This window comes from Opitutia bacterium, assembly GCA_016217545.1.
Classification (GTDB): Bacteria; Verrucomicrobiota; Verrucomicrobiia; order Opitutales; family Opitutaceae; genus Didemnitutus.
On record JACRHT010000016.1, the window covers coordinates 728485 to 751698 of the forward strand.

The 23214-nt window shown below is 65.7% G+C and carries 17 protein-coding genes; 7 read left to right on the forward strand and 10 right to left on the reverse strand.

Translation table 11 applies throughout. The annotated features are described in order from the left end of the window. Positions 1–13: 13 nt before the first annotated feature. The 9 genes from HZA32_15375 to HZA32_15415 all read right to left on the reverse strand — a co-directional run bounded on the left by HZA32_15375 (position 14) and on the right by HZA32_15415 (position 13430). Complete coding sequence (locus HZA32_15375; protein ID MBI5425459.1) at positions 14–2608, reverse strand: glycoside hydrolase family 88 protein; 2595 nt, start codon at positions 2606–2608, stop codon at positions 14–16. A gap of 22 nt (positions 2609–2630) precedes the next feature. Then, entirely contained in the window at positions 2631–3710 is a 1080-nt protein-coding gene (locus tag HZA32_15380; GenBank protein MBI5425460.1) for a glycoside hydrolase family 88 protein, read from the reverse strand. A 6-nt stretch (positions 3711–3716) separates the two neighbouring features. After that, positions 3717–4928: a DUF4861 domain-containing protein gene (locus HZA32_15385; GenBank protein ID MBI5425461.1), complete on the reverse strand. Its 1212-nt coding sequence runs from the start codon at positions 4926–4928 to the stop codon at positions 3717–3719. A gap of 143 nt (positions 4929–5071) precedes the next feature. Continuing rightward, a complete protein-coding gene (gene kduD, locus HZA32_15390; GenBank protein ID MBI5425462.1) occupies positions 5072–5830 on the reverse strand; it encodes a 2-dehydro-3-deoxy-D-gluconate 5-dehydrogenase KduD in 759 nt (252 codons plus the stop codon). A 36-nt stretch (positions 5831–5866) separates the two neighbouring features. Then, on the reverse strand, positions 5867–6697 hold the full coding sequence (kduI, locus tag HZA32_15395) for a 5-dehydro-4-deoxy-D-glucuronate isomerase (GenBank protein MBI5425463.1): 831 nt from the start codon (positions 6695–6697) through the stop codon (positions 5867–5869). 210 nt (positions 6698–6907) lie between these two features. Continuing rightward, on the reverse strand, positions 6908–7876 hold the full coding sequence (locus HZA32_15400; protein ID MBI5425464.1) for a pectin esterase: 969 nt from the start codon (positions 7874–7876) through the stop codon (positions 6908–6910). Position 7877: 1 nt separating this feature from the next. Then, positions 7878–10067, reverse strand: coding sequence for a hypothetical protein (locus HZA32_15405; protein ID MBI5425465.1), 2190 nt, complete (start codon positions 10065–10067; stop codon positions 7878–7880). Positions 10068–10204: 137 nt separating this feature from the next. Then, positions 10205–10501 (reverse strand): TonB-dependent receptor, encoded by a 297-nt coding sequence (locus HZA32_15410; protein MBI5425466.1) that lies wholly within the window; start codon positions 10499–10501, stop codon positions 10205–10207. Between the two features lie 76 nt (positions 10502–10577). Continuing rightward, on the reverse strand, positions 10578–13430 hold the full coding sequence (locus tag HZA32_15415; GenBank protein MBI5425467.1) for a TonB-dependent receptor: 2853 nt from the start codon (positions 13428–13430) through the stop codon (positions 10578–10580). Positions 13431–13688: 258 nt separating this feature from the next. Between HZA32_15415 and HZA32_15420 the strand changes: the two genes are divergently transcribed. From HZA32_15420 to HZA32_15445, 6 genes are all read left to right on the forward strand, one after another. Beyond that, positions 13689–14522 (forward strand): IclR family transcriptional regulator, encoded by an 834-nt coding sequence (locus HZA32_15420; GenBank protein MBI5425468.1) that lies wholly within the window; start codon positions 13689–13691, stop codon positions 14520–14522. Position 14523: 1 nt separating this feature from the next. Beyond that, complete coding sequence (locus tag HZA32_15425) at positions 14524–15819, forward strand: DUF2088 domain-containing protein (protein MBI5425469.1); 1296 nt, start codon at positions 14524–14526, stop codon at positions 15817–15819. A gap of 191 nt (positions 15820–16010) precedes the next feature. After that, on the forward strand, positions 16011–16646 hold the full coding sequence (locus tag HZA32_15430; protein ID MBI5425470.1) for a bifunctional 4-hydroxy-2-oxoglutarate aldolase/2-dehydro-3-deoxy-phosphogluconate aldolase: 636 nt from the start codon (positions 16011–16013) through the stop codon (positions 16644–16646). Positions 16647–16670: 24 nt separating this feature from the next. Next, positions 16671–17747 carry a mannonate dehydratase gene (locus HZA32_15435; GenBank protein ID MBI5425471.1) on the forward strand — a complete coding sequence of 359 codons (1077 nt, stop codon included), beginning with the start codon at positions 16671–16673 and terminating at the stop codon, positions 17745–17747. Positions 17748–17795: 48 nt separating this feature from the next. Beyond that, the gene (locus tag HZA32_15440) at positions 17796–18893 is read left to right on the forward strand and encodes a sugar kinase (protein MBI5425472.1); all 1098 of its coding nucleotides are present in this window, start codon (positions 17796–17798) and stop codon (positions 18891–18893) included. Positions 18894–19086: 193 nt separating this feature from the next. Further along, positions 19087–20259 (forward strand): amidohydrolase family protein, encoded by a 1173-nt coding sequence (locus tag HZA32_15445; GenBank protein ID MBI5425473.1) that lies wholly within the window; start codon positions 19087–19089, stop codon positions 20257–20259. On the opposite strand, the gene HZA32_15450 is transcribed toward HZA32_15445, so the two are convergent. Further along, a complete protein-coding gene (locus HZA32_15450; protein ID MBI5425474.1) occupies positions 20216–21796 on the reverse strand; it encodes a glycosyltransferase family 39 protein in 1581 nt (526 codons plus the stop codon). The two genes, HZA32_15445 and HZA32_15450, sit on opposite strands and share 44 nt — an antisense overlap. On the opposite strand from HZA32_15450, the gene HZA32_15455 reads away from it, so the two are divergent. Beyond that, positions 21795–23078, forward strand: a complete 1284-nt coding sequence (locus HZA32_15455) for a PD40 domain-containing protein (GenBank protein ID MBI5425475.1) — start codon at positions 21795–21797, stop codon at positions 23076–23078. The genes HZA32_15450 and HZA32_15455 overlap by 2 nt on opposite strands. Positions 23079–23214 lie beyond the last annotated feature (136 nt).

Genomic DNA, 23214 nt, shown 5'->3' on the forward strand with positions numbered 1-23214 from the left:
TGGGGAACAGCGCTCATTTGCTTTCGGGGCTGGGAACGGAGTTGAGGCCCTTCGGCATTTTCTTGGGAGATAGCGTGACGTTGGTGAAGGTAACAGAACCGGCGTGCTCGACGACCTCGGGTTCAGTCAAATCGTTGAACTGGGAGTTCTTCACTCGGATATTCTCGATCACCCCGTTCGGGATGCCGCGGATGTAAAGCGCGCGCGGGCTGGCGGAGCTGGTGATGTTCTCGAGCTGGACGTTGCGGACAATGGGCCGAAAGTCGCCCTTGGCGCCCTCCTCGTAGCGGAAATCGATCGTGAGGACGGCTTCGCCGACGTGGCCGACGCGGATGTTGCGCGCGAAGACGTTTTCGAGCGTGCCGCCGCGCACGGCGTTGTTCTTGAAGCGCAGGGCGCGATCGAGGTTGGGGCTGTCCATCTCGCAGTTCTCCACGAAGATGTTGCGGATGCCGCCGGAGCATTCGGAACCGAGGACCACGCCACCGTGGCCGTCGAGCATCTTGGAGTTGCGGATGACCATGTTCTCGGTCGGCACGCCGACGCGGCGGCCGTCGCCGTTGCGGCCAGACTTGATTGCGATGCAGTCGTCGCCGGTGTCGAACACGCAATCCTCGACGAGGATGTCGCGTGACGACTCGGGGTCGCAGCCGTCGTTGTTCGGGCCGTGTGAGTGGATTTTCACGCCGCGCACGGTGATGTTCTGCGAGAGCACGGGATGGATTTCCCACATCGGCGAACGGATGATCGTGACGCCCTCGATGAGGATGTTCTTGCAGCGGTAAGGCTGAATGAAATTCGGGCGGAGATGATCCTCGGGGCCGAAGACGCGCTCAGCAACGGGGACGTTGGTCTCGCCCATCTTCAGCAGTTTCTCGCGGGCGATGCGCTGACGCGGGGCGACGCCGGGTTCCTTCTTGTTCCATCCCCACCAGTTGTCCCAGTCGGCCTGGCCGTCGAGCGTGCCTTCGCCGGTGATGGCGATGTTCTCCTGCTCCCAGGCGTAGATGAGCGGCGAGACGTTCATCAGCTCCACGCCTTCCCAGCGCGTGAAGACAATGGGGTATTTCTTCGGGTCGGTGAGAAACTTGAGCGTCGCGCCCTTGCTGACGTGGAGGTTGACGTTGCTCTTGAGGTGGATGGCACCGGTGAACCATTCGCCGGCGGGAATCACCACGCGACCGCCGCCCGCGGCGTTGGCGGCGGCGATGGCCTTGGTGATCGCGTCACTGCTGTCGGGCGAGCCAGCAGCGGTGCCAAAATCCGTGATCGGAAAATCCTTCGCGGGGAACGTCGGGGCCTTGATGCGGGCGAGGACGCGCTCGTAGTCATCCCAACCGCGCGCCTGAAATGAAGCAGACGCCGCGGCCGATTTGGTCGCGACCATCTTTTCGACTTCGATGCCGGCGAGGATGAACGGGCCGGTGCCCTTCGCGTCGTTGTCGACGATGGGCTCGCTGATGTAATAGTCGAACGAGCCGTCACGCGGGCGGCCGTTGGCCATCGTGTAACCGAGGCCGGCGCCCTGGCAGATTTGCGTGAGGCGGATGGAGCCGTCGGAGTTGGACTTGATGAGCGTGTCGAGGATGCCTTGGTAGCCCTTGAGGATCGCGGCTTCGTATTTTTCGCGCGGCAGGTAGCCCTTGTTCACGGCTTTCGCGAGCGCGTAGACGAACATCGAGGAGCCGGAACCTTCGAGGTAATTGCCCTGGCGCGTGCCGAGGTTGGTGATCTGCCACCAGACGCCGGTCTTCGGGTCCTGCCAGCGAACGACGCCGTCGGCGAGGCGCTTCAGGATGCCGACGATGTGATCGATCTCCGGCTGGCTGACCGGCATATAGTCGAGCGAGTCGACGATCGCCATCGCATACCATCCGATGGCGCGGCTCCAGAAGTGCGGCGAGTAACCGGTCTGTTTGTCCGCCCAGCTCTGCGCCTTGGCTTCGTCCCACGCGTGCCAGAAAAGGCCGGTCGCGGGATCGTAGCTGTGCGCGTCCATCAGGACGATCTGCTTCGCGACGTCGTCGAAGAGGGCCGGCTCGTTGAACTCCACGGCGTATTGCGCGAGGAACGGCGAGGCCATGTAGAGGCCGTCGAGCCACATCTGGTGCGGATAACGCTTCTTGTGCCAGAAGCCGCCCTCGCTCGTGCGCGGGTGCCGCCGCATCTGGTCGCGCAGCGCCTGCACAGCCTTCACGTAGGCGGGGCTCTTTTCGCCGCGCGCGATGGCGGCGAGGAGCACTTTGCCCGGCGGGATATTGTCGATGTTGTAGTCTTCCTCCTTGTAGCCGGCGATGACGCCGTCGGTGTTGACGTGCGAGGCGACGGCGCGCGTGCCGAATTGCGTGTAGGCCGCGTTGCCCGTCGTGTCGCCGAGGCGAACCAAGCTGAGCGCGAGCACACCGGGCGAATAATCCCAGCGCGCGCGCGGGTTCGAGCCGCCGGCCTCGAGCGCGTTGCCGAGGCGCTTCATCTCGGAATCGGCGAGGCGCTGCGACCACTCGAGCGGCGTGGCGCCGTTGAATTTCTGCGGAGCGTCGGCCGCGAGCGAGCGGGCAACGAGACCGAAAACAACAGCGAGAGCAAACAGGGTGCGGGTGAACTTCATAACAGCAGAGGTGACGGAAGGATTATTGGCCGAGGCGGATCATCTCGCGGCCGGCGAGCAGGAAGGCGCCGACGCCGTAGGGTTCGGTGGAGTTTTCGTCGAAGGTGACCGGCGTGAAACCAACCGGCTGCACATGCGTGAGACGGCCATCGGGCTTCACACACGCGAGGAGCGCGGACCAGGCTTTGCGGACGGTCGGCTCGAACTTGGCGCGATCGAGGATTCCCTCGTTGATGCCCCACGCGATGCCGTAGCAGAAGAAACCGGTGCCGCTGCTTTCCTGCATCGGGTAGCTCTGCGGATCGAGCATGCTCGCGCGCCAGTAGCCGTCGGGGTTTTGCAACGCGGCGATGCGCTCGGACATCTCGCGGAACTGCTGCACGAATTTCGCGCGTGCGGGATGATCCGCGGGCATCGCCTGCAACATGCGGACGAGGCCGCCGAGCACCCAGCCGTTGCCGCGCGCCCAGAAAACCTTGGCGCCGTTCTTCTCGAGTTTCGGGAAGATGGAGCTGTCGCGGAAATAGAGGCGCTCGCTGCGGTCGTAAAGGTAGTCGGAGGTCACCCACCATTTCGTGACGGCGAACTCGAGATACTTCGCGTCCCCGGTGAACTGCGTGAGCTTGGCCCACGCGGGCGGCGACATGAAGAGCGCGTCGCACCACGACCAGCGGTCGGTGTGGCCGGGATTCTTCTTCGAATCGAAGAGGAGGTTGTCGTCCTTTTGGTGCGCGAGGATGTAGTCGAAGCGCTCGCGCATCGGCGCGATCATGCGCGTGTCCTTGGTCGCGCGATAGAGGTCGGCATAGGTCTGGCCGACCGCGTGGTCGTCGGCGTGGTAGATGCGCTCGCCGAGTTTCCAGGCGTTCCCCTCGCCCATCTTGACCATCGCGTCGCGGAAACGCGGGCTGGGCGAGACCTCAACCAGCGCCATCACGCCGGCGTAGAACGCGGCGTTGTGCCAGTCGGTGGATTTCCACTTGGGCGCGGGATTGGCGAGCTGCCAGTCGGCGACTCGCTCCATCACGGTTAAGGTTGATTCGGTGGCCGGCGCAGCGAGCGCCGCAGACAACAGGAACGCGCAACAGAGGAGTCGTTTCATGCGGAATCAGTTCGGGGTGAGGGTAACGGAAACAGGGGCGCGCGCACGCGCGGCGGCGTTGGCGACGTAGTCTTTCCAAGCCTGGTAAGTGGTGAACTCGCCGGCCTTGGACCAACCGGCGCCGGCGAAGTAGCGGAGCGATTGGCCCGCGGCGACCTTGGCGAGCACGAGTTGGTTGCGATCGTCCTCGGCGAAGCCTTGGAACGCGTCCGAGGCGACGAGGATTGCGGTGCCGAGCGCGCCGTTGGTCTTCTGCTCGACCCATTGCGTGATCGAGCCGTCGGCCGGTGTGGGCGTCGTCGCGATCTTCGGCTCCTGGCCTTTGTCAGCGGGCGTCTTGTTCAGGCCGATGCCGATGACGACTTCCTTCGCACCGGTGATCTGGAAGGTGCTGTCGATCTGATCGAGATTGTGCCCGGCATCGACGGTGAAGCGCTTAACCTCGGAAACCATCACGCCGTTGGCCATCCACGTGTCGTAGGTGAGCTCGAAGATCGCGCGGACCGGACCATTCGCGATGACCTTCCACGATTTGTAGTTTCGGCCAACCCAGAGCGTCTTGCCGTCCCACACGCCGAGGCCGCCGCAGCCGCGCGACGGGCCGACGTTATACATGTCCATGCCCTCGCCCTCGTCCTTGTGGTAGTGGTCGTGGCCCTTGTTATACCAGCGGTCAACGATCGGGTAGCTCACGCGCTTGCACCAGATGTCGAGGCCGCTGGTGACGAGCACTTCCTTGGCGGCACCGTCCGCCGGAGCGGCGAGCGCGGGGCCGTAGGTGCGGTGTCCGATCTTGTCGTTTTCCCAGGCGAAGTCGTCGAGCCGTTCGGGCACGTAGCGCGCGAAGGCTTTTGAAGGAAACACGGGCGCGACGGTCTCGGTTTTCTCGACGGTGAACGTCGCGCTCTTCTCGCCGGCGGCGAAGTCGTGCTGGAAGATCAACTCGCCGTAAGCGATCCCCTCGCCTTTCGGATCCTTGGCCTGCGGGGCGACGTTGGTGACTTGGTAAGGGAGAACGTTGCCTTGCGCGTCCTTCACCGCGATGCGCTGCAGCAACGCGCCGGGGAGGTGTTTGTTGATCTCGGACCACGGGACGGTGATCGTCTCGGACGGGCGGGCGATGTCCAACGCGTGCGTGACGGTGAGCGTGATTTTCTCAGCCGCCAGCAGCGAGCTCGACAGCAAAGCGAGCCCGACGAACAGGAGTTGGGGTTTCATGGAAATTTGGGAAGGAGGCGGGAACTCAGAAAACGAACCGAGGAACCACGAATGGACACGAATGAACACCAATGGTCGTGAGGCGGGCAGCGTTTCGCTCCCATTCGTGTCCATTCGTGTCCATTCGTGGTTTCCACTTCGCCTCAGCGCGCGAGCCAGCCGCCGTCGACGGCGATCGTGTAGCCGTTGACGTAGTCGGACGCGGAGGACGCGAGGAAAACCACGGCACCCTTCAAGTCGTCGGGCGTGCCCCAGCGGCCCGCGGGGATGCGATCGAGGATGGCGGCGGAGCGCTTCTCGTCGGCGCGGAGCGGCGCGGTGTTGTCGGTCGCCATGTAGCCGGGCGCGATCGCGTTGCAGTTGATGCCCTTCGACGCGAGCTCGTTGGCGATGAGGCGCGTCAGGCCTTGCACGGCGCTCTTCGACGCGGTGTAGGACGGCACGCGGATGCCGCCTTGGAACGAGAGCATCGAGGCGATGTTGATGATCTTGCCCGTGCCGCCGCGCGAGACGACGTCGTTGCAGAACGCCTGGCTGAGGAAGAACACGGCGTCGATGTTGATGCCCATTACGTCGTCCCAGTCCTTCTCGGAGAACTTCACGAAGTCCTCGCGGCGGATGATGCCGGCGCAGTTCACGAGGATGTCGAGCGCGGGGAACGTCTGCTTCGCGGTGGCGATGACTTGCGGGATCGACGCGCGATCGCCGAGGTTGCCGACGACGGCGACGGCTTTGCTGCCGAGCGCCTGCACCTGCTTGACGGTGTCGTCCGCGGGCAGGATGTCGACGGCGACGATATTCGCGCCGGCTTCAGCGAGTGCGAGCGCCATGCCTTGACCGAGGCCGCGCGCGGCGCCAGTGACGACGGCGGTTTTTCCGGTGAGTTTGAAGGAGTCGAGGATGTTGCTCATGTGGGTGTGTGCAGGCGGGTGTGAAAATCAGCGCAGCGTCGCGATCGGCGCGGGATCCATGTCGGCGAAATCCTGATTCTCGCCGCCCATGCCCCAGATGAAGCCGTAACTGTCGGTGCCGGCGCCGCTGTGGATCGACCACGGCGGGGAGAGAACGGCTTCGTGGTCGCGGACGACGAGGTGGCGCGTCTCGTCGGGCTTGCCCATGAAGTGCATGACGGCGGCGCTGTTGGGGATGTTGAAATACATGTAGACCTCGGAGCGGCGCGTGTGCGTGTGCGGCGGCATCGTGTTCCAGATGCTGCCGGGCTGGAGGATCGTGAAGCCCATGACGAGCTGGCAGCTCTTGATGCCGCCGGCGTGGATGACCTTGTTGAGCCGGCGATCGTTCGCAGTGGCGGCCGCGCCGAGCGCGACGGCGTTGGCTGCGTCGTAGCGCGCGAGCGTCGTCGGGTAGGCGGCGTGCGCCGGATAGCTCAGCAGGTAGAACCGCGCGGGCTTCGTGGCGTCGGCCGAGGCGAACGAAATCGCCTGCGCGCCGCGGCCGACGTAGAGCGTGTCGAGGTTGGCCATCGCGTAGCGCTGGCCGTCGACGGTGACCGTGCCGTCGCCGCCGGTGTTGATGACGCCGAGTTCGCGGCGCTCGCAGAAAAATGCGGAGCGCAACTCCGCGGCGGCGGAGAGCGGGAGTTCGGCCGCCAAAGGCATAGCGCCGCCGATCACCGTGCGGTCGGTTTCCCAATAGCGCAGCGTGAGCTTGCCGGGTTGATACAGGTCCGTGACGAGGAACGCCTCGCGCAAAGCGGAGGTCGACATCGAGCCGTAGGTGCGGACGTCAGCAGCAGGGATCAGATCCATGAGATAGCGGGGCGGAAGTTCGGACAGCAGGGGGGGGACAGCAGGGAAACAGGGAACGAGAACAAAAGTTCGCTAATGAACTATCGGTTCATTTATGAATTTTGCCGCCTTTTGCGGCAAGCGCGAATTCCTCCAAAATCGGGAAAGAGCACCCCTCATTCGAGGGGTTGGCGGGAGCCGCAGCGAGGCGAGCGTCGTTCTCATCGTCGACTACCGGCCGCTCGCCGTCGGGTCCCAGGCATCCGCACCGCCGAGGACTGCGGCTGGCGTGTAGGAAGCCGCTTCGTCCGATGTGAGCTGGTGCGCCCAAGCCACGCGCGCGGCCGGCGCACCGCCCGGGCCGGTGCTGGCGAATTCGCCGTAGAACGTGGTCTTCTCGGCGTCGGGCTTGTTCCAGTTGTGCCAGCCCTCGGGACGCACGTTGGCGGACATCTCGGTGTGAAGGAACACGGTCTTGGCGAAGTTGCGCCACGGACGGCCGAGGTAGGTTTTCGCGCCCTCCGCGCCAGTGACCTTGCAATGGGAAAATACGTAGCCGTGCGCAGAGCCCTGCGGTGTCGACGCCGCGGTCAGGTAGCCGTCGCGCAGCGCGTGGATGTGGCAGCGCTCGAACCAGACCGTGGCGGCACCGAAGATGAAGTCGACGTGCCCCTCGATGTAGCAGTCCTCGAAGTAGTGGCGCCCGCGGTTGACGAGAATCGTGTCCTGCCAGCCGAGGAAGCGCACGCGGCGGAACTCGAGCCGGTCGCCGTCGGCGCGCAGCGCGAGGGCCTGGCCGACCGGACCCGCGGTGTTGGCGAGAGTGATGTTCTCCCACTGCATGCCGTCACCATCGATCTGCACCGTCGGTGTGCGGAACGTGCCGAGCGGTTTGCCGTCGGGGCCGGGCAGATTCGCATGGACGTTGAACTCGACGACCGTCTTCTCCGCGTCGTCGCCGACGATGCGCATCAGGCCGCGCTCGCGTTGCACGTAGATGCGCTCGTGGTAAGTGCCGGGCTTCACGCGAATGGTCCAGCGCGGCTGGGTCGAATCGGTGCGCATGGGCGCGGAGCTGATGGCGTCCTGCAACGACGTGTAATTGCCACTGCCGTCGAGCGCGACGACGGCGTCGGCTTTGATTTCACCTGCGTGAGCGAGCAGTGCGAGGGCCGAGAGCGCGAGAAACGAGCGGAGCATGTTAGAACAGGAGTCGAGTGCTGAAGGTGAGTTCGCGACCGGCGCCGAGGCGCGCGTTGCTGGCGACGAGGTCGCGGTCGAGGAGGTTGCGGATGCCCGCCTCCACTTCGAAAGTGCGCTTGGGCGTGCGCCAGGAATAGCCGCCGCTGGCGTGCAGCAGGCCGTAGCCGGGGTATTTCAAGAAGGTCCGGCGCGCATCGGCATAGTTCGCGACGTAGTTGCTGAGGTATTGTCCCGTCGCGGCGAAGAACGGTCCGCCCTTCGGGCCGGGGCGGCGGTAGCGCAGCTGGCTGTAAGCGGTGAGCGCCGGCAGGCGCGAGATGGCGCGTCCGATTTCCTGCGGCAGGTCGGGTGACGCAGTTGTGATCGCCTCCATGGCGACCACGCGCGTCGAGAAGGCAACGGCGGGATTCACCTGCCAGCGCACCTCGGCGCGGCCGCCGCGGTAGCGCTCCTCGCCCGCGGCGACGAGCTGCGGCTGCGTCTGGTTGGCGTCGAACACCGGATCGTCGTAGAGCGGGTTGCGGCGGGAAATGTGTTGGTTGTAGAGAACGAAACCGCTCGCGCTGAACTCCACGGCGCCCCGCTTCGAGCGTCCCTTCAAGCCGGCTTCGTAACCGAGCGTCGTCTCGTTGTCCTGGATGCGCCCGGTGCGCGAGTCGACGCGGGTCGACGGATCGAACGCCGTGCTGAGACTCGCGAACGCGAGCAGACGGCTGGGCTTCAGCTGCCAGTTGAGTCCGGCGTGATAGCTGACCTGCGACGCGCGGTCGCTGACGTGCGGGAAGAGCGCGGCGGGTTTGCGATCCTCGACGTGCAGCGAAACGCCGTCGTAACGCAGGCCCGTGGAAACGACGTAGCGGCCGCGCTGGAACGCCGCGCGATCGCTCAGCTCGAATGCGGTGTAGCCGGCGTATTCGGTGCGATCGTTCAGGATGCGGCTGAAGACGGCGGGATCGTAATCGGGGCGATAGTAGTCCGGCGCGTAGGGATTGAACTTCCGCACGGAGAGCGGGAGCGCGTCGCGCGCGGACGTCGGCAGCGCGCGGTCTTCGCGGCCGTATTCGCCCCACGTGTGGCTGCCGGAGGCGAGGAGCTTGTGCTCGGCGCCGAACGCGCGGAAGCGGTTGGTGAGTTCGAGCTGCAACGCGTAGGCGTGCTGCGGCTGCTCGATGTGGCGCGGCTCGCGCGTGCCTTCGAAGAGGCCGGTGTCGAGCGAGAGCACCGAGGTGGTGAAGCGGTCCTGCACGACGTCGCGCCACCACCCTTCCGCGTTGGCGCGGATGGCGAGCGTCTTGGTTGGGGCGCCATCGAACTGCACGCCGAGCACGGCGGCGCGGCGACGGATCGCAGCGTCGGGGCCGTTGGCGTTGAACTCCGCGAGCGGCAAATACGGGCCGGCGATCAGGCCGCCTTTGGGCCGATACTCGGGAATGCCCGGCGTGACGCGCGCGCGGATCTCACGGTAATCGGCGGAGACGAGCGTGCTGGCGGAGCGGCCGTGGCGCCACGTGACGGACGTGCTGACGGAAAGCGTTTCCTCACGGGTGAATTGTTCCGGGCCGGTGCGCCGCTGCCAATCGACGGCGAGGCGCTGCCAGAGTTTCTTTTTCACCAGCGGGCCGGTCGTCTCGAGCTGCGCGCGCTGGCGGTCGAGCGAGGTGAATTGGACCTCGGCGCGCTGGCGGTCCTTCGCCTGCGGGCGCGCGGTTTGCATGTCCTGGATGCCGCCCGGGGCGGCGCGGCCGAGGACGGGGACGAGCGGCCCTTGAATGACGACGGTGCGGGCGGTGTTGAGCGCGTCGTTGATGCCGAGCTGCGCAAAACCGTTGCGCATGACCGGCGTGGGGAAGCCGCGGAGGTTGAGCCGCTCTTCGCCCGTGATGCGGTCGGCGGGCGACGGAGTGCCGACGGCGTTGAGGTCGGCGCCGAGGTCGGACGCCATGTTCTCGTCGAGCTGCGTATCGACCGGCTTGATGAGGTCGTTGGCGAACGGCTCGTCGCGCATCTGTTCGTCGAGCGAGCCCATGCCGGTGGCGTCGTAGCCTTCGTCTTCGCTGGTCGCGGTGACGGCGAGCGGATCGAGTTTGAGGATCGGATCGACGATTGGCGCGGGCGCGGCGGTTTGCGCGACACCGAACGGTGCGGTGAAGCTCAGAAGGACGAGAGCGAGAGCGGAGCGAGCGGACATCGTGCGAAAACTAGCGGGAAGCGAGGGCTCCCCAAAGAGAAAAGTCCGCCAGGATGTTGGCCTGGCGGACCTCCCCTGCGGCGCGAGCCCACGAAGACCCGCGCCGCACCGTGTTGGCTGATGCCAATGCGGCAATTTTAGAAGGTGCCCTTGATGCCGAAGGAGAAGTTCACACCGAACTCTTCCCAGCGGAAACCGCGGGCGTAGCCGGGCGTATCCGGGTTGAAACGTTCGATGACCTGCTCCTTGTTCAGGACGTTGCGGGCGGCGGCGAAGAAGGTGAAGTGCTTGTTGAGCTGGTATTCGCCGCTGAGATCGAGATTCCAGCGCGGCTGGTAGTATTCGAAGAAGCCGGTGGTGGTGCCGTATTGCGCACCGGTCTGGATCGCGGCGGCGGTGGCGGACGTGCCCTTTTGGCGACCGCGGAAGTTCATGTTCGCGTTCACCACCCAGGGCTTCTTGGCGAAGCTGAGGCTGAAGTTGCCGGTCTTGGAGATGAAGCCGCGGAAGTCAGGCGTGTTGTCGCCCGAGAGGTGCAGGGCCGTGCCGTTGGCCTTGACCGTGAAGTAGCGACCCCAGCCCGGGAGGAACTTGAGCGGCTGGATGACGCTGAATTCCCAACCGCTGACCTTGGCGTCGCCCCCGTTGATCGTCGTGTTGACGGACCAGCCGACGTAGCGGGGATCGATGCCGAGTTCCTGCGCGAGAGCGGCGTCGACGACGCCACCGCGCGTTTGTCCAGAAGTCGCTGAGGTTTTTCTGGAAGGCGCCCACGATCATCTGGCCGCCCTTTTCCGGATAGTATTCGAGGGACAGGTCGAAGTTGTTCGCGGTCCAGGGCTTCAAGCCGGTGTTGCGGATGGTGAGCGAACCGGCCGCGGTCGGGTCGGTGTCGTTCTCGTCGATGGTGGTCGCGGGAATGATGTTCGCGTAATCCGGGCGGCCGAAGGTCTTCGCGTAAGCGGCGCGGAGGAGGAGGTTGTCGCGGATTTCGTAGGTGAGGTGCAGGCTCGGGTAGTAACCGTCATAGCTGCGGTCGGCCCTATAGCCGCGCTCGATGAGGGTCATGCCGAGTTCCTGCATCGTCGTGGTGGTGAACGTGCCCGTGGTGACGCCGCCCGTGCCCACGACGGTGCCGCTCGGGGTCTGGGTGTTCGTGGTGGTCGTCGCGCCCGCGGGGCCGGCAGAGGCCTTGCGGACGTATTGGATGCCGGCGAGCGTCGGATTGCCGTCGACGAGCGTGCCGTCGGCATTGCGCTCGAAGAGGACTTCGAAGCCGTTCTTCAGCGCGCCCTGGCCCTTGTCGTTAGTCTTCTCGTAACGGACGCCGCCGACGAAACGGAGCTTGCCGCGCAAGAGGCGGCCATCGATCTGCGCGTAGTAGGCGGTGACGCGCTCGGACATCTTTTCCGAGTTGTTGATGCGGTTCGTCTCGTTGGTGACGGCGTTCGTGGTGAAGTAGCCGGGGTTGGAGCGATAGACTTCGGCGAGCAGGTAGGGATTGATCCACTGGATCGACTTGGAGCCGAAACCGGAATCGCTGCCCTTATAGACGGTGTCGAGGAAAGCACCGGCGTTGTCGTCGGCCGTGTTGGAGACGCCGTCGGCGCCGACGTAGGTGTAGGACTCGGAATAGCGGCGATTGTCGCGGCCTTCCTCGCGGACTTCGCCGCCGAACTTCACGTTGACCGGAATGGTCCAGGAATCGAAGTGGCGCGCGACGTTCACGTGGCCGCTCTTCATGGTGGCCTTGCCGTCGATCGGGTCGTTCGAGGCGGTGGTGAGGCGGAAATTGTTCAGGTTGTAGGGATCGAGCACGTTGCCCGAGGCGTCCTTCGCCGTGATGTTCATGCCGCCGGGGAAGTTGAAGCCATCGGCGCGCAGGTTGGTGACGCCGACGAGGCTCGTGCCGACGTTGGCGAAGTGCCCGCGGGCGAGCGCGCGATACCAAGTGCGCGACTGGACGCCGTTGACGCCGGCATCGACATCCCACTCCGCGTTGTTCCATTTCCAAACGATGTTGCCGGCGGAGGTGTTGCCGAGCTTGTCGCGGAAGGAGCTGCCCTGGGTGACCGAGCCGCGGCCGGACGCCGCCTGCACGAAGTCGGAGCCCCAGGAGATCGGCGTGCCGGTGTTGGTGCTCGGGGTGCCGCTGGTGCCCATGTTGAAGTTCAGGTTACGATTGCCGAAGAAGGTCTTGTAGTAGTTGTCCTGGTAGGCGACCGAGAGCGTCTGGTTCTTCGTGAGCTTCCAGTCGGCCTTGATGCCGATCGAGGCGCGATTGGTGGTCTTGGGACCGTCCTGAATCTGCCATTGCTGCATGTAGGGGTTGGACGGTGTCGCGGCCGTGAGCGTGGTGGCGGAGCCGCCGGCGGGCGTGTAGGTGCCGCCGCCCTGCTGGAAGTTCCACGTCGGCTGCCAGCGATGCTGTTCGACGTGCTGATTGGACGAGAGTCCAGTGATGACGAGGCCGAAGCGGTCGTTGACCGGCAGCGTGTAGTCGAAATCGAAATTCGGGAGCACCTTGAACGTCTTCTTCACGCCGGGCCCGGGCGTCTTCTGGAGGATGTCCATGTTCTCCGAATTCATGTTCATGTAGACGCGGTAATTGAACTGCGCGCCTTTGCGCTCGAACGCGTTCTTCGAAATGAAGTTCACGGCACCGCCGAGGGAGTCGGCCGGGATGTCGGGCGTCGGCAGCTTGATGATTTCCGTGCGGGAGGTGTTGTTGATCGAAACCTGCTCGAACTCGAACACGCGATTGCTGCTGCCCGACGCGGAGGAAGTCAGGCGCATGCCGTCCCAGTAGACGTTGGAGAAATTGGAAGCGAAGCCGCGAACGGAAACCGTGCGCACGTCGGCGGCGACGTAATCGACCGAGACGCCGGGCAGGTATTTGAGGAACTCGCCGGGATTGCCCTCGTTGACCGCACCGAAAGCGTCGGCCGCCATGACGACCTTCACGTTGGGAGCGTAGCGCTGTTCGTTCGTCGCGAGCGCGTTGCCTTCGTATTCGCGGTTGGACTGCACGACGAAGGTGTCGAGCTGCACGACCTTGTCGTCGGTCTTGCCGTAGCGGTCCGCGCTCGTGAGTTCAAAATTCAGCGTGGTGCTTTGGCCGGCCGCGACCGTCACGGACTCGGATTTCGGATCGAGACCGGTATAGACGACTTTGACGGTGACCGTTCCCGCCGGGAGGTCCGCGAAGCGATATTCGCCGAACTCGTTCGTGAACGTTTCGCGCGTGGTGCCGTCGACGGTGACGCGGGCATTGTTCAGGTAGCGGCCGGTGCCGACGTTCAGCACGCGACCGGAAATTTCGCCCGCCGCCTGGGCAAACGAAGGCACTGCGAGCACGGCCATCAGAGCGAGGCCGGCGAGCCAACGCCCCAGCGGGGCGCAGCGTAGGAATCCACGGACAAAGCCGGCAACAACGTGCCGACGAGCAGTCGGGGTGGGTAGCATAGGGTGGGGGGTGGTAGGTTTTAGCTCAGCGAAAAAAGGGGAGCTGGGGAATTTCGCTGAAGTTCACTAATGAACTTGCTATTCAATGGTGAATGTCGTTCGCTTTGGCAATAAAATTCTCCCCCGTGCGCGACTCGCCGCGCATGATCTTCTCTGGTGAAACCCGCCCCCTATCCCACCCGCCCCGCCGCCTCCCGGACAACGTCGCCCGCCTCCGACGCCGAGCGCTACGTCATCCCGAATCTCCGCAACGCCTGCCGCATCCTCAAGCTGCTCGGCCGCTCCACCGAGGGCTACAAGGTCGCGGACATCGCCCGGGAGCTGAAAATCCCCGTGACGACCACGCTGCGCATCATGAGCACGCTCACGCTCGAGGGGCTCGCGCGCAAGGTCGACAGCCGCTTCGAGCTCGGCCCGGTCCTCATCCAACTTGGTAACGCCGCTCTCTCCGGCACCGAGATCCGCGAACTCGCCCAACCTGTCCTGCTCAAGCTCACTCAGGTAACCGACGAGACCGCGCACCTCGCGATTCCCTGCGACGACCGTTCGCTCATCGTCGCCGTGCAGGACAGCCTGCACCCGCTCCGCGCCGCCTCGCGCCCGGGCTTCCTCGCCGAGCTGCACTGCTCGTCGACGGGCAAGACCTTCCTCTCGTTCCTGCACTACGAGCGCCTCGCGGAACTCTTCCCCTCCTCCGCCAAGCCCACCAAGCGCACCCCGCGCACGTTGACGACGCTCGCGGAAATTCGCCGCGAAATCGAAGCGACGCGCAAGCGCGGCTACAGCCTCGACGACGAGGAGTTCAATCCCGGCGTCCGCTGCCTCGCCGCGCCGGTCTACGCCTCCGACGGCAAAGTCGCCGCCGCGATCGGCATCACCGCCGCCACGGTTCGCTTCACCCGCGAACGCATCCCCGAGATGGGCGCGCACGTGATGGCCGCCGCCCGCGAACTCTCCGAACACCTCGGCTACCGCGGCCAGGAATCCTGACATGTCCGACGCGCCCTACCGTTCCCTCGCTCCGTCCGGCCAGTCGCTCAGCGACGACACCGTGCGCGACCTCGTCGCTCGCGCCTGCCCCGCCGCCAACTACCGCGGCAAGCGCGTGTGCCTCATCATCCCCGACGGCACGCGCACCGCGCCCGTCGGCCTGATGTTCAAGACGCTCTTCGCGCAACTCGCGGGCGCCGTGAGGAAATTCGACGTCATGATCGCCCTCGGCACGCACCCAGCGATGACCGACACCGCCATCAACGAACGCGTCGAAATCTCCGCCGACGAACGCGCCTCCACCTACCGCGACGTCGAGTTCATCAACCACGAATGGGACAACCCCGCCGCGCTCCGCGATCTCGGCTGCATCCCCGCCGAGCAGATTCGCGAACTCTCCGGCGGTCTCTTCGCGATGGACGTGCCCGTGCACGTCAACAAGCGCCTCTTCGACTACGACGAACTCATCATCGTCGGACCGGTCTTCCCCCACGAGGTCGTCGGCTTCTCCGGCGGCAACAAGTATCTCTTCCCCGGCGTCGCGGGTCCGGGCATCTTGAATTTTTTTCACTGGCTCGGCGCCGTCGTCACGAACCCGATGATCATCGGCAACAAGTGGACGCCCGTGCGCAAAGTCGTCGATCGCGCCGGCGCCCTCGTCACAGTGCCGAAGCTCTGCTTCGCGATGGTCGTGCAGGGCAAGGGCGACCTCGCCGGCCTCTTCGCCGGCACGCCCGAGCAGGCATGGGATGACGCCAGCGAACTCTCGCGCCAGCTCCACATCACTTACAAGGACCGCCCGTTCCACACCGTGCTCAGCTGCGCGCCCGCGATGTATGACGAACTCTGGGTCGGCGGTAAGTGCATGTATAAACTCGAGCCGATCGTCGCCGACGGCGGCGAGCTCATCATCTACGCGCCGCACATCCACGAAGTCTCCGTCGTGCACGGCAAGATGATCGAGCGCATCGGCTACCACTGCGTGCAGTATTTCCTCAAGCAGTGGGACAAGTTCCAACACGAGCCGTGGGGCACCCTCGCCCACTCCACCCACGTGCACGGCATCGGCACCTACGACGAGAAAACCGGCATCGAGACGCCGCGCGTGCGCGTGACGCTCGCGACCGGCATCCCCGAGGCCACCTGCCGCAAGATCAACCTCGGCTACCGCGACTGGCGCACGATCAAGAAAGAGGACTTCGCCAACCGCGAACACGAGGGCGTTTTCCTCGAGCCGAAGGCCGGCGAACGCCTTTACCATCTCCGCCAGAAGCCCAAGTGGGCCGGCGGCGAGTGAGTCGTCGAATCCGCGTTGCGATGCTCACCACCCGCCATCCCAAGCGCCGCCGCCCCGCGACATTTCGCGCGCCGCCCGCGCACGGGAAGGCGCTTGTGCAGCGCTTGCGTATTACTCGGCATGACACGCTTCCGCCGGGTGTAGACATCGCGCTCTGCTAGAGTTTCGACTGCGAAAAATTTCTTTCTCCCATGAACAAGTCCGAAGTCCTCGCCCGCATCAAACAAGAGAAGGTCATCGCGCTCATCCGCGCCGACGGCCCCGACAGTCTCATCGACTGCGCCCGCGCCCTCGCCGCCGGTGGCCTCACGGTCATCGAGCTCACGATGTCCACGCCCGGCGCGCTCGACGTGCTCGCCAAGGCCGCGAAGGAGCTCCCGCACGTGACCTTCGGCATGGGCACCGTCGTCAACGCCGAGACCGTCGCGCAGGCCCAGGCCGCCGGGGCGAAGTTCATCGTCACGCCTTGCGTGCGCCCCGCGGTCATCGCCGCCTGCAAGGAGCGCGGCCTCGCCATCCTCGGCGGCGCGCTCACGCCGACGGAAGCCTACAACACCTACGAACTCGGCGCCGACGTCGTGAAGGTCTTCCCCGCCGAGTTCTTCGGCCCCGCCTTCATCAAGTCCCTCAAGGCCCCCTTCCCCTTCCTGAACGTCATGCCCACCGGCGGCGTCACACCCGAGACCGTCGCCGATTTCCTCAAGGCGGGCGCCTACGCCACCGCCGCCGGCAGCGCCCTCGTGCAACCCGCCGCGCTCAAGGCCAAGGACTGGGCCGCGATCACGCTCCGCGCCAAGGAATTCGTCGCCGCCGCCAACAAGGCCTGACCCGCACCGCCGCTCCACGCCCCGATGCAAACCGCCTTCCGTTGGTATGGTCACTCCGACCGCGTGCCGCTGCTCTGGCTGCGGCAAATGACGCCGCGTCCGCTCGTCGTCACGCACCTCGCGCACATCCCGCCCGGCGAAATCTGGCCGGTCGAGGACCTGCGCCGGCTGCGTGACGAACTCGCCGAACAGGAACTCGCTCTCGGCCCGATCGAGAGCGTTTTCTGGACCGACGACATGAAACTCGGCCGCGGCGACCGCGACCTGCACATCGAAAACTACATCCAGTCGCTCGCGAACATCCGCGCGGCCTTCCCCGACGCCGGCGAGATCATTGTCACGTATAACCTGATGCCGCTCGACTGGGGCCGCACCGAACTCGCGCACCTCCACCCCAACGGCACGCGCGGTCTCGCCTACGATCACGCCGCGATGGCGCGCATCGACCTCTCGCACGGCCTCTTTCTCCCCGGCTGGGGCCGCCGCTACAGCCGCGAAGAATTCAGCGCGCTGCAAAAAGCCTACGCCGATCTCGGTGCGAGCGGCTTCTGGGAAAACGTCCGCTACGCGCTGAAAGCGATCATCCCCGCCGCCGCCGCGAGTAACATCCGTCTCGCCGCGCATCCGAACGACCCGCCGTGGTCCTACCTCGGCCTCCCCGCGTTTCTCTGCAACGCCGCGGACATCCGCCGCCTGCTCTCGCTCTACCCGCACCGCTCGAACGCGCTTTGTTTCTGCACAGGTTCCTACGGCGCCGATCCGGCGAACGACATCGTGGGCATGATCCGCGAGTTCAAGGACTCCATCGCGTGGGCGCATCTCCGCAGCGTGAAAACGACCGCGGAAAAAACCTTCCACGAAGCCGACCACGCCGACCCCACCGCCAACGTCGATCTCCTCGCCGTCATGCGCACGCTCGTCGAGATCGGTTGGGACGGCGTCTTCCGCTCCGACCACGGCCTCGATCTCCTGCACGAGAGCGACTCCGTCACCAACGGCTATCCCGCGATCGATCGCTACGCCGCCAACAAAATGCTCTGGGCCTACCAGCGCGCCCTGAAGAGCGCCCTGCCCGCCCGCACCGCTTCCACCATTTCTTAGGTTCAGCGCCTCTCAACTCCAGACTCTCAACTCTCAACTCCGACCCTCATGTCGCTCCAAATCAAACCCGCAAACAGCGTCGCATTTGACCAGATCTCGCTCGGCGAGGTCATGCTCCGCCTCGATCCGGGCGAAGGCCGTATCCGCACGGCCCGCTCCTTCACCGCCTGGGAAGGCGGCGGCGAATACAACACCTCCCGCGGTCTCCGCAAATGCTTCGGCCTGAAAACGGCCGTCTGCACCGCGTTCGTCGACAACGAGGTCGGACACCTCGTCGAGGACTTCATCATGCAAGGCGGTGTGGCCACCGACTTCATCAAGTGGCGCGAGGACGACGGCATCGGCCGCACCGTCCGCAACGGTCTCAACTTCACCGAGCGCGGCTACGGCATCCGCGGCGCCGTCGGCTGCCCCGACCGCGGCAACACCGCCGCCTCGCAGCTCAAACCCGGCGACTTCGACTGGGAGCACATCTTCGGCCAGCTCGGCTCTCGCTGGTTCCACACCGGCGGCATCTTCGCCGCGCTGTCGTCCTCGACGGCCGAGCTCACGATCGAAGCCGTCAAGGCCGCGAAGAAGCACGGCACGATCGTCTCCTACGACCTCAACTACCGCCCCTCGCTCTGGAAAACCATCGGCGGCCTCAAGAAAGCCCAGGAGGTCAACCGCGAGATCGCGAAGTATGTCGACGTCATGATCGGCAACGAGGAGGACTTCACCGCCTCGCTCGGCTTCGAGGTCAAGGGCGCCGACCACAACATTTCCAAGATCGAGATCGACGCCTTCAAGGACATGATCGGCACCGCCGTGAAGGAGTTCCCGAACTTCAAGGTCGCCGCCACCACGCTGCGCCGCGTCATCACCGCGACGAAGAACGACTGGTCCGCGATCCTCTGGCACGACGGCCAGTTCTACGAAAGCCGCAAGTATCCCGAGCTCGAGATCCTCGACCGCGTCGGCGGCGGCGACTCGTTCGCCTCGGGCCTGCAGTTCGGCTTCATGACCTTCAACGACCCGCAGAAAGCCGTCCAATACGGTGCCGCCCACGGCGCGCTCGCGAGCACCACGCCCGGCGACACCTCGATGGCCACCCGCAAGGAAGTCGAGAAGACCATGGGCGGCGGCGGCGCCCGCGTCGTCCGCTGACCGGTAGGGGCGGTTGCCCTCAACCGCCCTCGCCCGCTCGCCTCTCAGCCCGAGCCCCGCGCTCGGGCCTTTTCTTTTGTCCGCGCGGAAACGTTCTCCTGCCTCGCGACGTCGCGCGCGCCGCGCCCGCCATAGCTTCCATCAGGTTTATCAATTAACGCTGCAAACGCGCGCGCCGCTACAGTGCGGCGCCATGAAATTCCTTTCCGCCCCCGCGCGCCGACGCCTCCCTCGCCTCCTCTCACTCGGCGCGCTCGCCGCACTCGCGCTCTCCGCCACCGCCGCCAAGCGCCCCTATCGCCCCGTCGAACCGCTCCCCGCCGGCACGTTCATCGATCTGCACTGCCACACCGCCGGTATCGGCGCCGGCGGCAGCGGTTGCCACATCTCCGACGACCTTCGCCGCAGCTACAAACTCGCGTTCTACCTCCGCTCCTTCGGCGTCACCGAGCGCGAGCTCCGCGAGCGCGGCGACGCGCTCGTCCTCGAACGCCTCTCCGCCCGCCTCGCCCGCAGCCAACACGTCGGCCGCGCCGTCGTCCTCGCCCTCGACGGCGTGGTCGACGCCCAAGGCCAACTCGATCTCGCGCACACCGAGGTCTACGTGCCCAACGAATTCCTCGCCGCCGAAATCCCGAAGCACCCGAATCTCCTCTGGGGCGCGAGCGTGAATCCCCACCGCCCCGACGCGCTCGCCCGCCTCGAGTGGGCCAAAGCGCACGGTGCCGTCCTCGTGAAATGGCTCCCGTCCATCCAGCACATCGATCCCGCCGACGAACGTCTCGTTCCTTTCTACCGCAAACTCGCCGAGCTCCAACTCCCGCTCCTCGTCCACACCGGCGATGAGCATTCATTCACACGCGCCGACAACCACCTCGGCGATCCCGACCGCCTGCGCCTGCCGCTGCGCGAAGGCGTCACTGTCATCGCCGCCCACGCCGCCACGACCGGCAAAATCGACGGCGAACGTTGCTTCGATCGCCTCGCGCGTCTTTTGCCCGAATACCCGAACCTCTACGCCGACATCTCGTCGCTCACCCAGCTGAACAAGCGCGCCTACCTCGCCGAGTTGCTCCAGCGCCCCGAGTTCGCGCACCGCCTCCTCTACGGCACCGACTACCCGCTGGTCGAAATCCGCGCCCTCGTCTCGCCGTGGCATTTCCCGCGCCAACTCACGTTGCGCCAGCGCTGGCAAATCGCGCACCTTTCCAACCCGTGGGACCGCGACGTCGCATTGAAACAAGCGCTCGGTTTCCCCGCCGACTGCTGGACCATCCCCGGAAAATTGCTCCGCCCCGATCTGCCCGTGGCCTCCGCGCCCGCTAACGCCGCCACGCCGCAAAGAGCGAAAGATAGAGCGTCGTGACCGTGATGAACAACTGCCCCGCGCTCACCGCCCACAGCGGAAGTTGATCGCGCCAGACGTTCGCCCGCACCGGCATCGCGGGCAGCATCCCCGCCGACAGCAAGAGGAACACAAGCAAAGGCGCTTCGTAGTAGCGGTGAAACACGAGCGGATTGAAGCACACCGCCAGTGCCCAGCCCGCGCAGGCCGCCCCCAGCACCGCCGCCGCGCGTGGCCGATGCGCCCACACCTCCGCTCCGATCGCCCCCAGCGCCAACGCACCGAATGGAGCGAGCACGAGGAACAACGGCGACCGTCCCGCCACCTCGGGCAGCAGCGCCGCCACACTCCACAGATACCCGCCCCAATGCCCGACGTCCCGTCCGTAAGCGCTGTTCGTCGCAACCGCCAAAACTATCCCCACCACTCCACATCCGATCGCTACACCGCCGGTCGCGCGCGCCAGCGTCTCCCTCGCGCCGTGGCGCGCGATCAACCATGGCCAGCCAAACAGCGCCGCGACGCTCAACACGTAGACCATGGGCATGAAACCGAAACCGGGATCAGGTATTCCGCGCACATGCGCGCTCGGCACGAGCCCGCCCCACTCGATCACCATCCGCGCCACGATCGCGAGCGGCAGCGCCACCGCACCGACCGCCAGCCAGCGTTGCGGCCACGACACCACCGCCTCGCGCCCGTCGCTCTTCCAACGACGCGCCGGCCCCGCCAGGAGCAGCCACACCCCGATCGGTGCCGCCAGCCACAGCGCATCCTGCCGAAAGCTCGCCGCCGCCGTCGCGCACACGAGCACCGCGAATACTCCCGCCGTTGACCGACGCTCGGCGAGCAGGACCGATAGCGCGATCGTCGTGCACAGCAGCGTCGGGTTGTCCGTCGTGAGATACGACGACGACTTAATGAAGAAACTCGAACCAGCGAGCGGCGCGACCAACGCGAGCGCTGTTCCCGGCGCGCGCGCCCGCCGCACCCAAACATACAGCACCGCGACAACCCCCGCGCTGAGCAGCATCTGCACGGCCCGCAACCACCGGAAATCCGCTCCGGTCGCCCGCGCCACCGTCGCCATCAGGAACGGAAAACCCGGCGGCTTTTCCGCAAACGTGTCCTCCCGCAGATCGATCCTCGGCCAGCGTGAGGTCATCCGCCGGATCACCGGCGCGTAGTAGTCCACCTCGTCGGCCAGCCGGTCGTAATGGCGATTCGCCTCCGGGTCCGCCTCCGCGATGACCGGCTCGACACGCCCCTCACGCGCCGGATTGGGCGGCTCCGGCAGCGCCACGCGGATGCCGCTCAGCAACAGGCAGACGAGAAAAATCCCTGCAACCTCCAGACTCAGCTGCCGCCCCGAAGGCCGCGCCACGGACGCGATTTCCATTTCGACGCGCAGCTTTTCCGCACCCCTCACCCTGTCAACGCCGTTCCCGAAGCGCGCTGCGCGGGCCTTCTCCGACTGACCGACGCCCGCGCATTCGCCCGCGCCGCCGCCGCCTGCTCGTATCCTTCCGCGTCCGCTCAACGTCTCTTCCTCCATCATGCCCCACCTCTTCCGCGCCCGCTCGTGGGCCTTCGCTTTCACGCTTCTCCTCGGCTCTCGCCTCGCCGCGGCCGAAAACACCGGCGCCGAGCCGCCGCGCGAGTGGATCGATCCCGCCACCGGCCACCGCGTCATCCGTCTCACCGACGAGCCGGGCTCGAACAGTTTCTATTTCAACTACAACGCCTTCAGCCCCGACGGCCGCTGGATGGTCTACACCACGCCGAAAGGCGGCATCTCCGCGCTCGAGCTCGCCACGCGCCGCACCAAGAAACTCGTCGACGGCCCCGCGCGCACCATCGTCGTCAGCCGCCGCACCTCCACGCTTTTCTACTCGCGCCCGCCCGCGGCCGATCAACCCGGCTCGGTCTGGAAATGCGACCTCGACACCGGCGAGTCGCGCAAGCTCGTCGACCTTCCACCCCGCGCGACCGTTGTCGCGATCAACGCCGACGACACCCTCGGCGCCGGCACCTACATCGAGGGCGATGCCGACGCCGATGGCGCCTACGACGGCAAGCCGCGCGCCGGTGGCTCGCGCATCTCGCCCGTCAACCAAGGCGAACCCATCAACAAATCCGAGATGATGACGCGCCGCCTCAATGCGAAACTCCCGATGACGCTCTTCACCATCGATCTCGCGAGCGGCAAGCTCACGAAGCTCCTCGAGCACGACACCAACTGGCTCAACCACCTCCAGTTCTCCCCGACCGACCCCACGCTGCTCCTCTATTGCCACGAAGGTCACTGGCAGCTCGTCGACCGCATCTGGACCATCCGCACCGACGGCTCGCAAAAACAGCTGATTCACCGCCGCACCATGCAGATGGAAATCGCCGGCCACGAATGGTGGGGCGCGGACGGCCAGACGATCTACTACCAACTCCATTTTCCGCGCGGCGGCCGCACTTCGTTCATCGCCAGCTACAACGTCGCAACCCACGAGCGCACGTGGCTCCAATACAACGCCGCCGACCAGTCCTCCATCCACGACAACTCCTCGCCTGACCAAAAACTTTTCTGCGGCGACGGCGACAACCAATCGCCCTGGATTTTCCTCTTCCGCCCGAAGTTCGTGAACGATCGCGGCACGATCGGCGAAAACCTCATCCGCGGCGGCTACGTCGAGTCCGAGAAACTCGTCGACATGTCGAAGCACAACTACCGCCTCGAGCCGAACCCGATGTTCACGCCGGACCAGAAGTTCATCATCTTTCGCTCGAACATCCTCGGCCCCGACTACGTCTTCGCCGTCGAGATTGCGCGCGCCGCCGGCAAGTGATCCTCGGACAATCGAGCGCGCACAGCGCCGCGCGCTGCAGGGCGCGACCACTGGGCGCGCCGCGAACACGTTATCGGCGCCAGATGGCGGCGCGCCGTCTGCACGCCATTCTCCTCGACCGTTTCGCGCGCTTGGC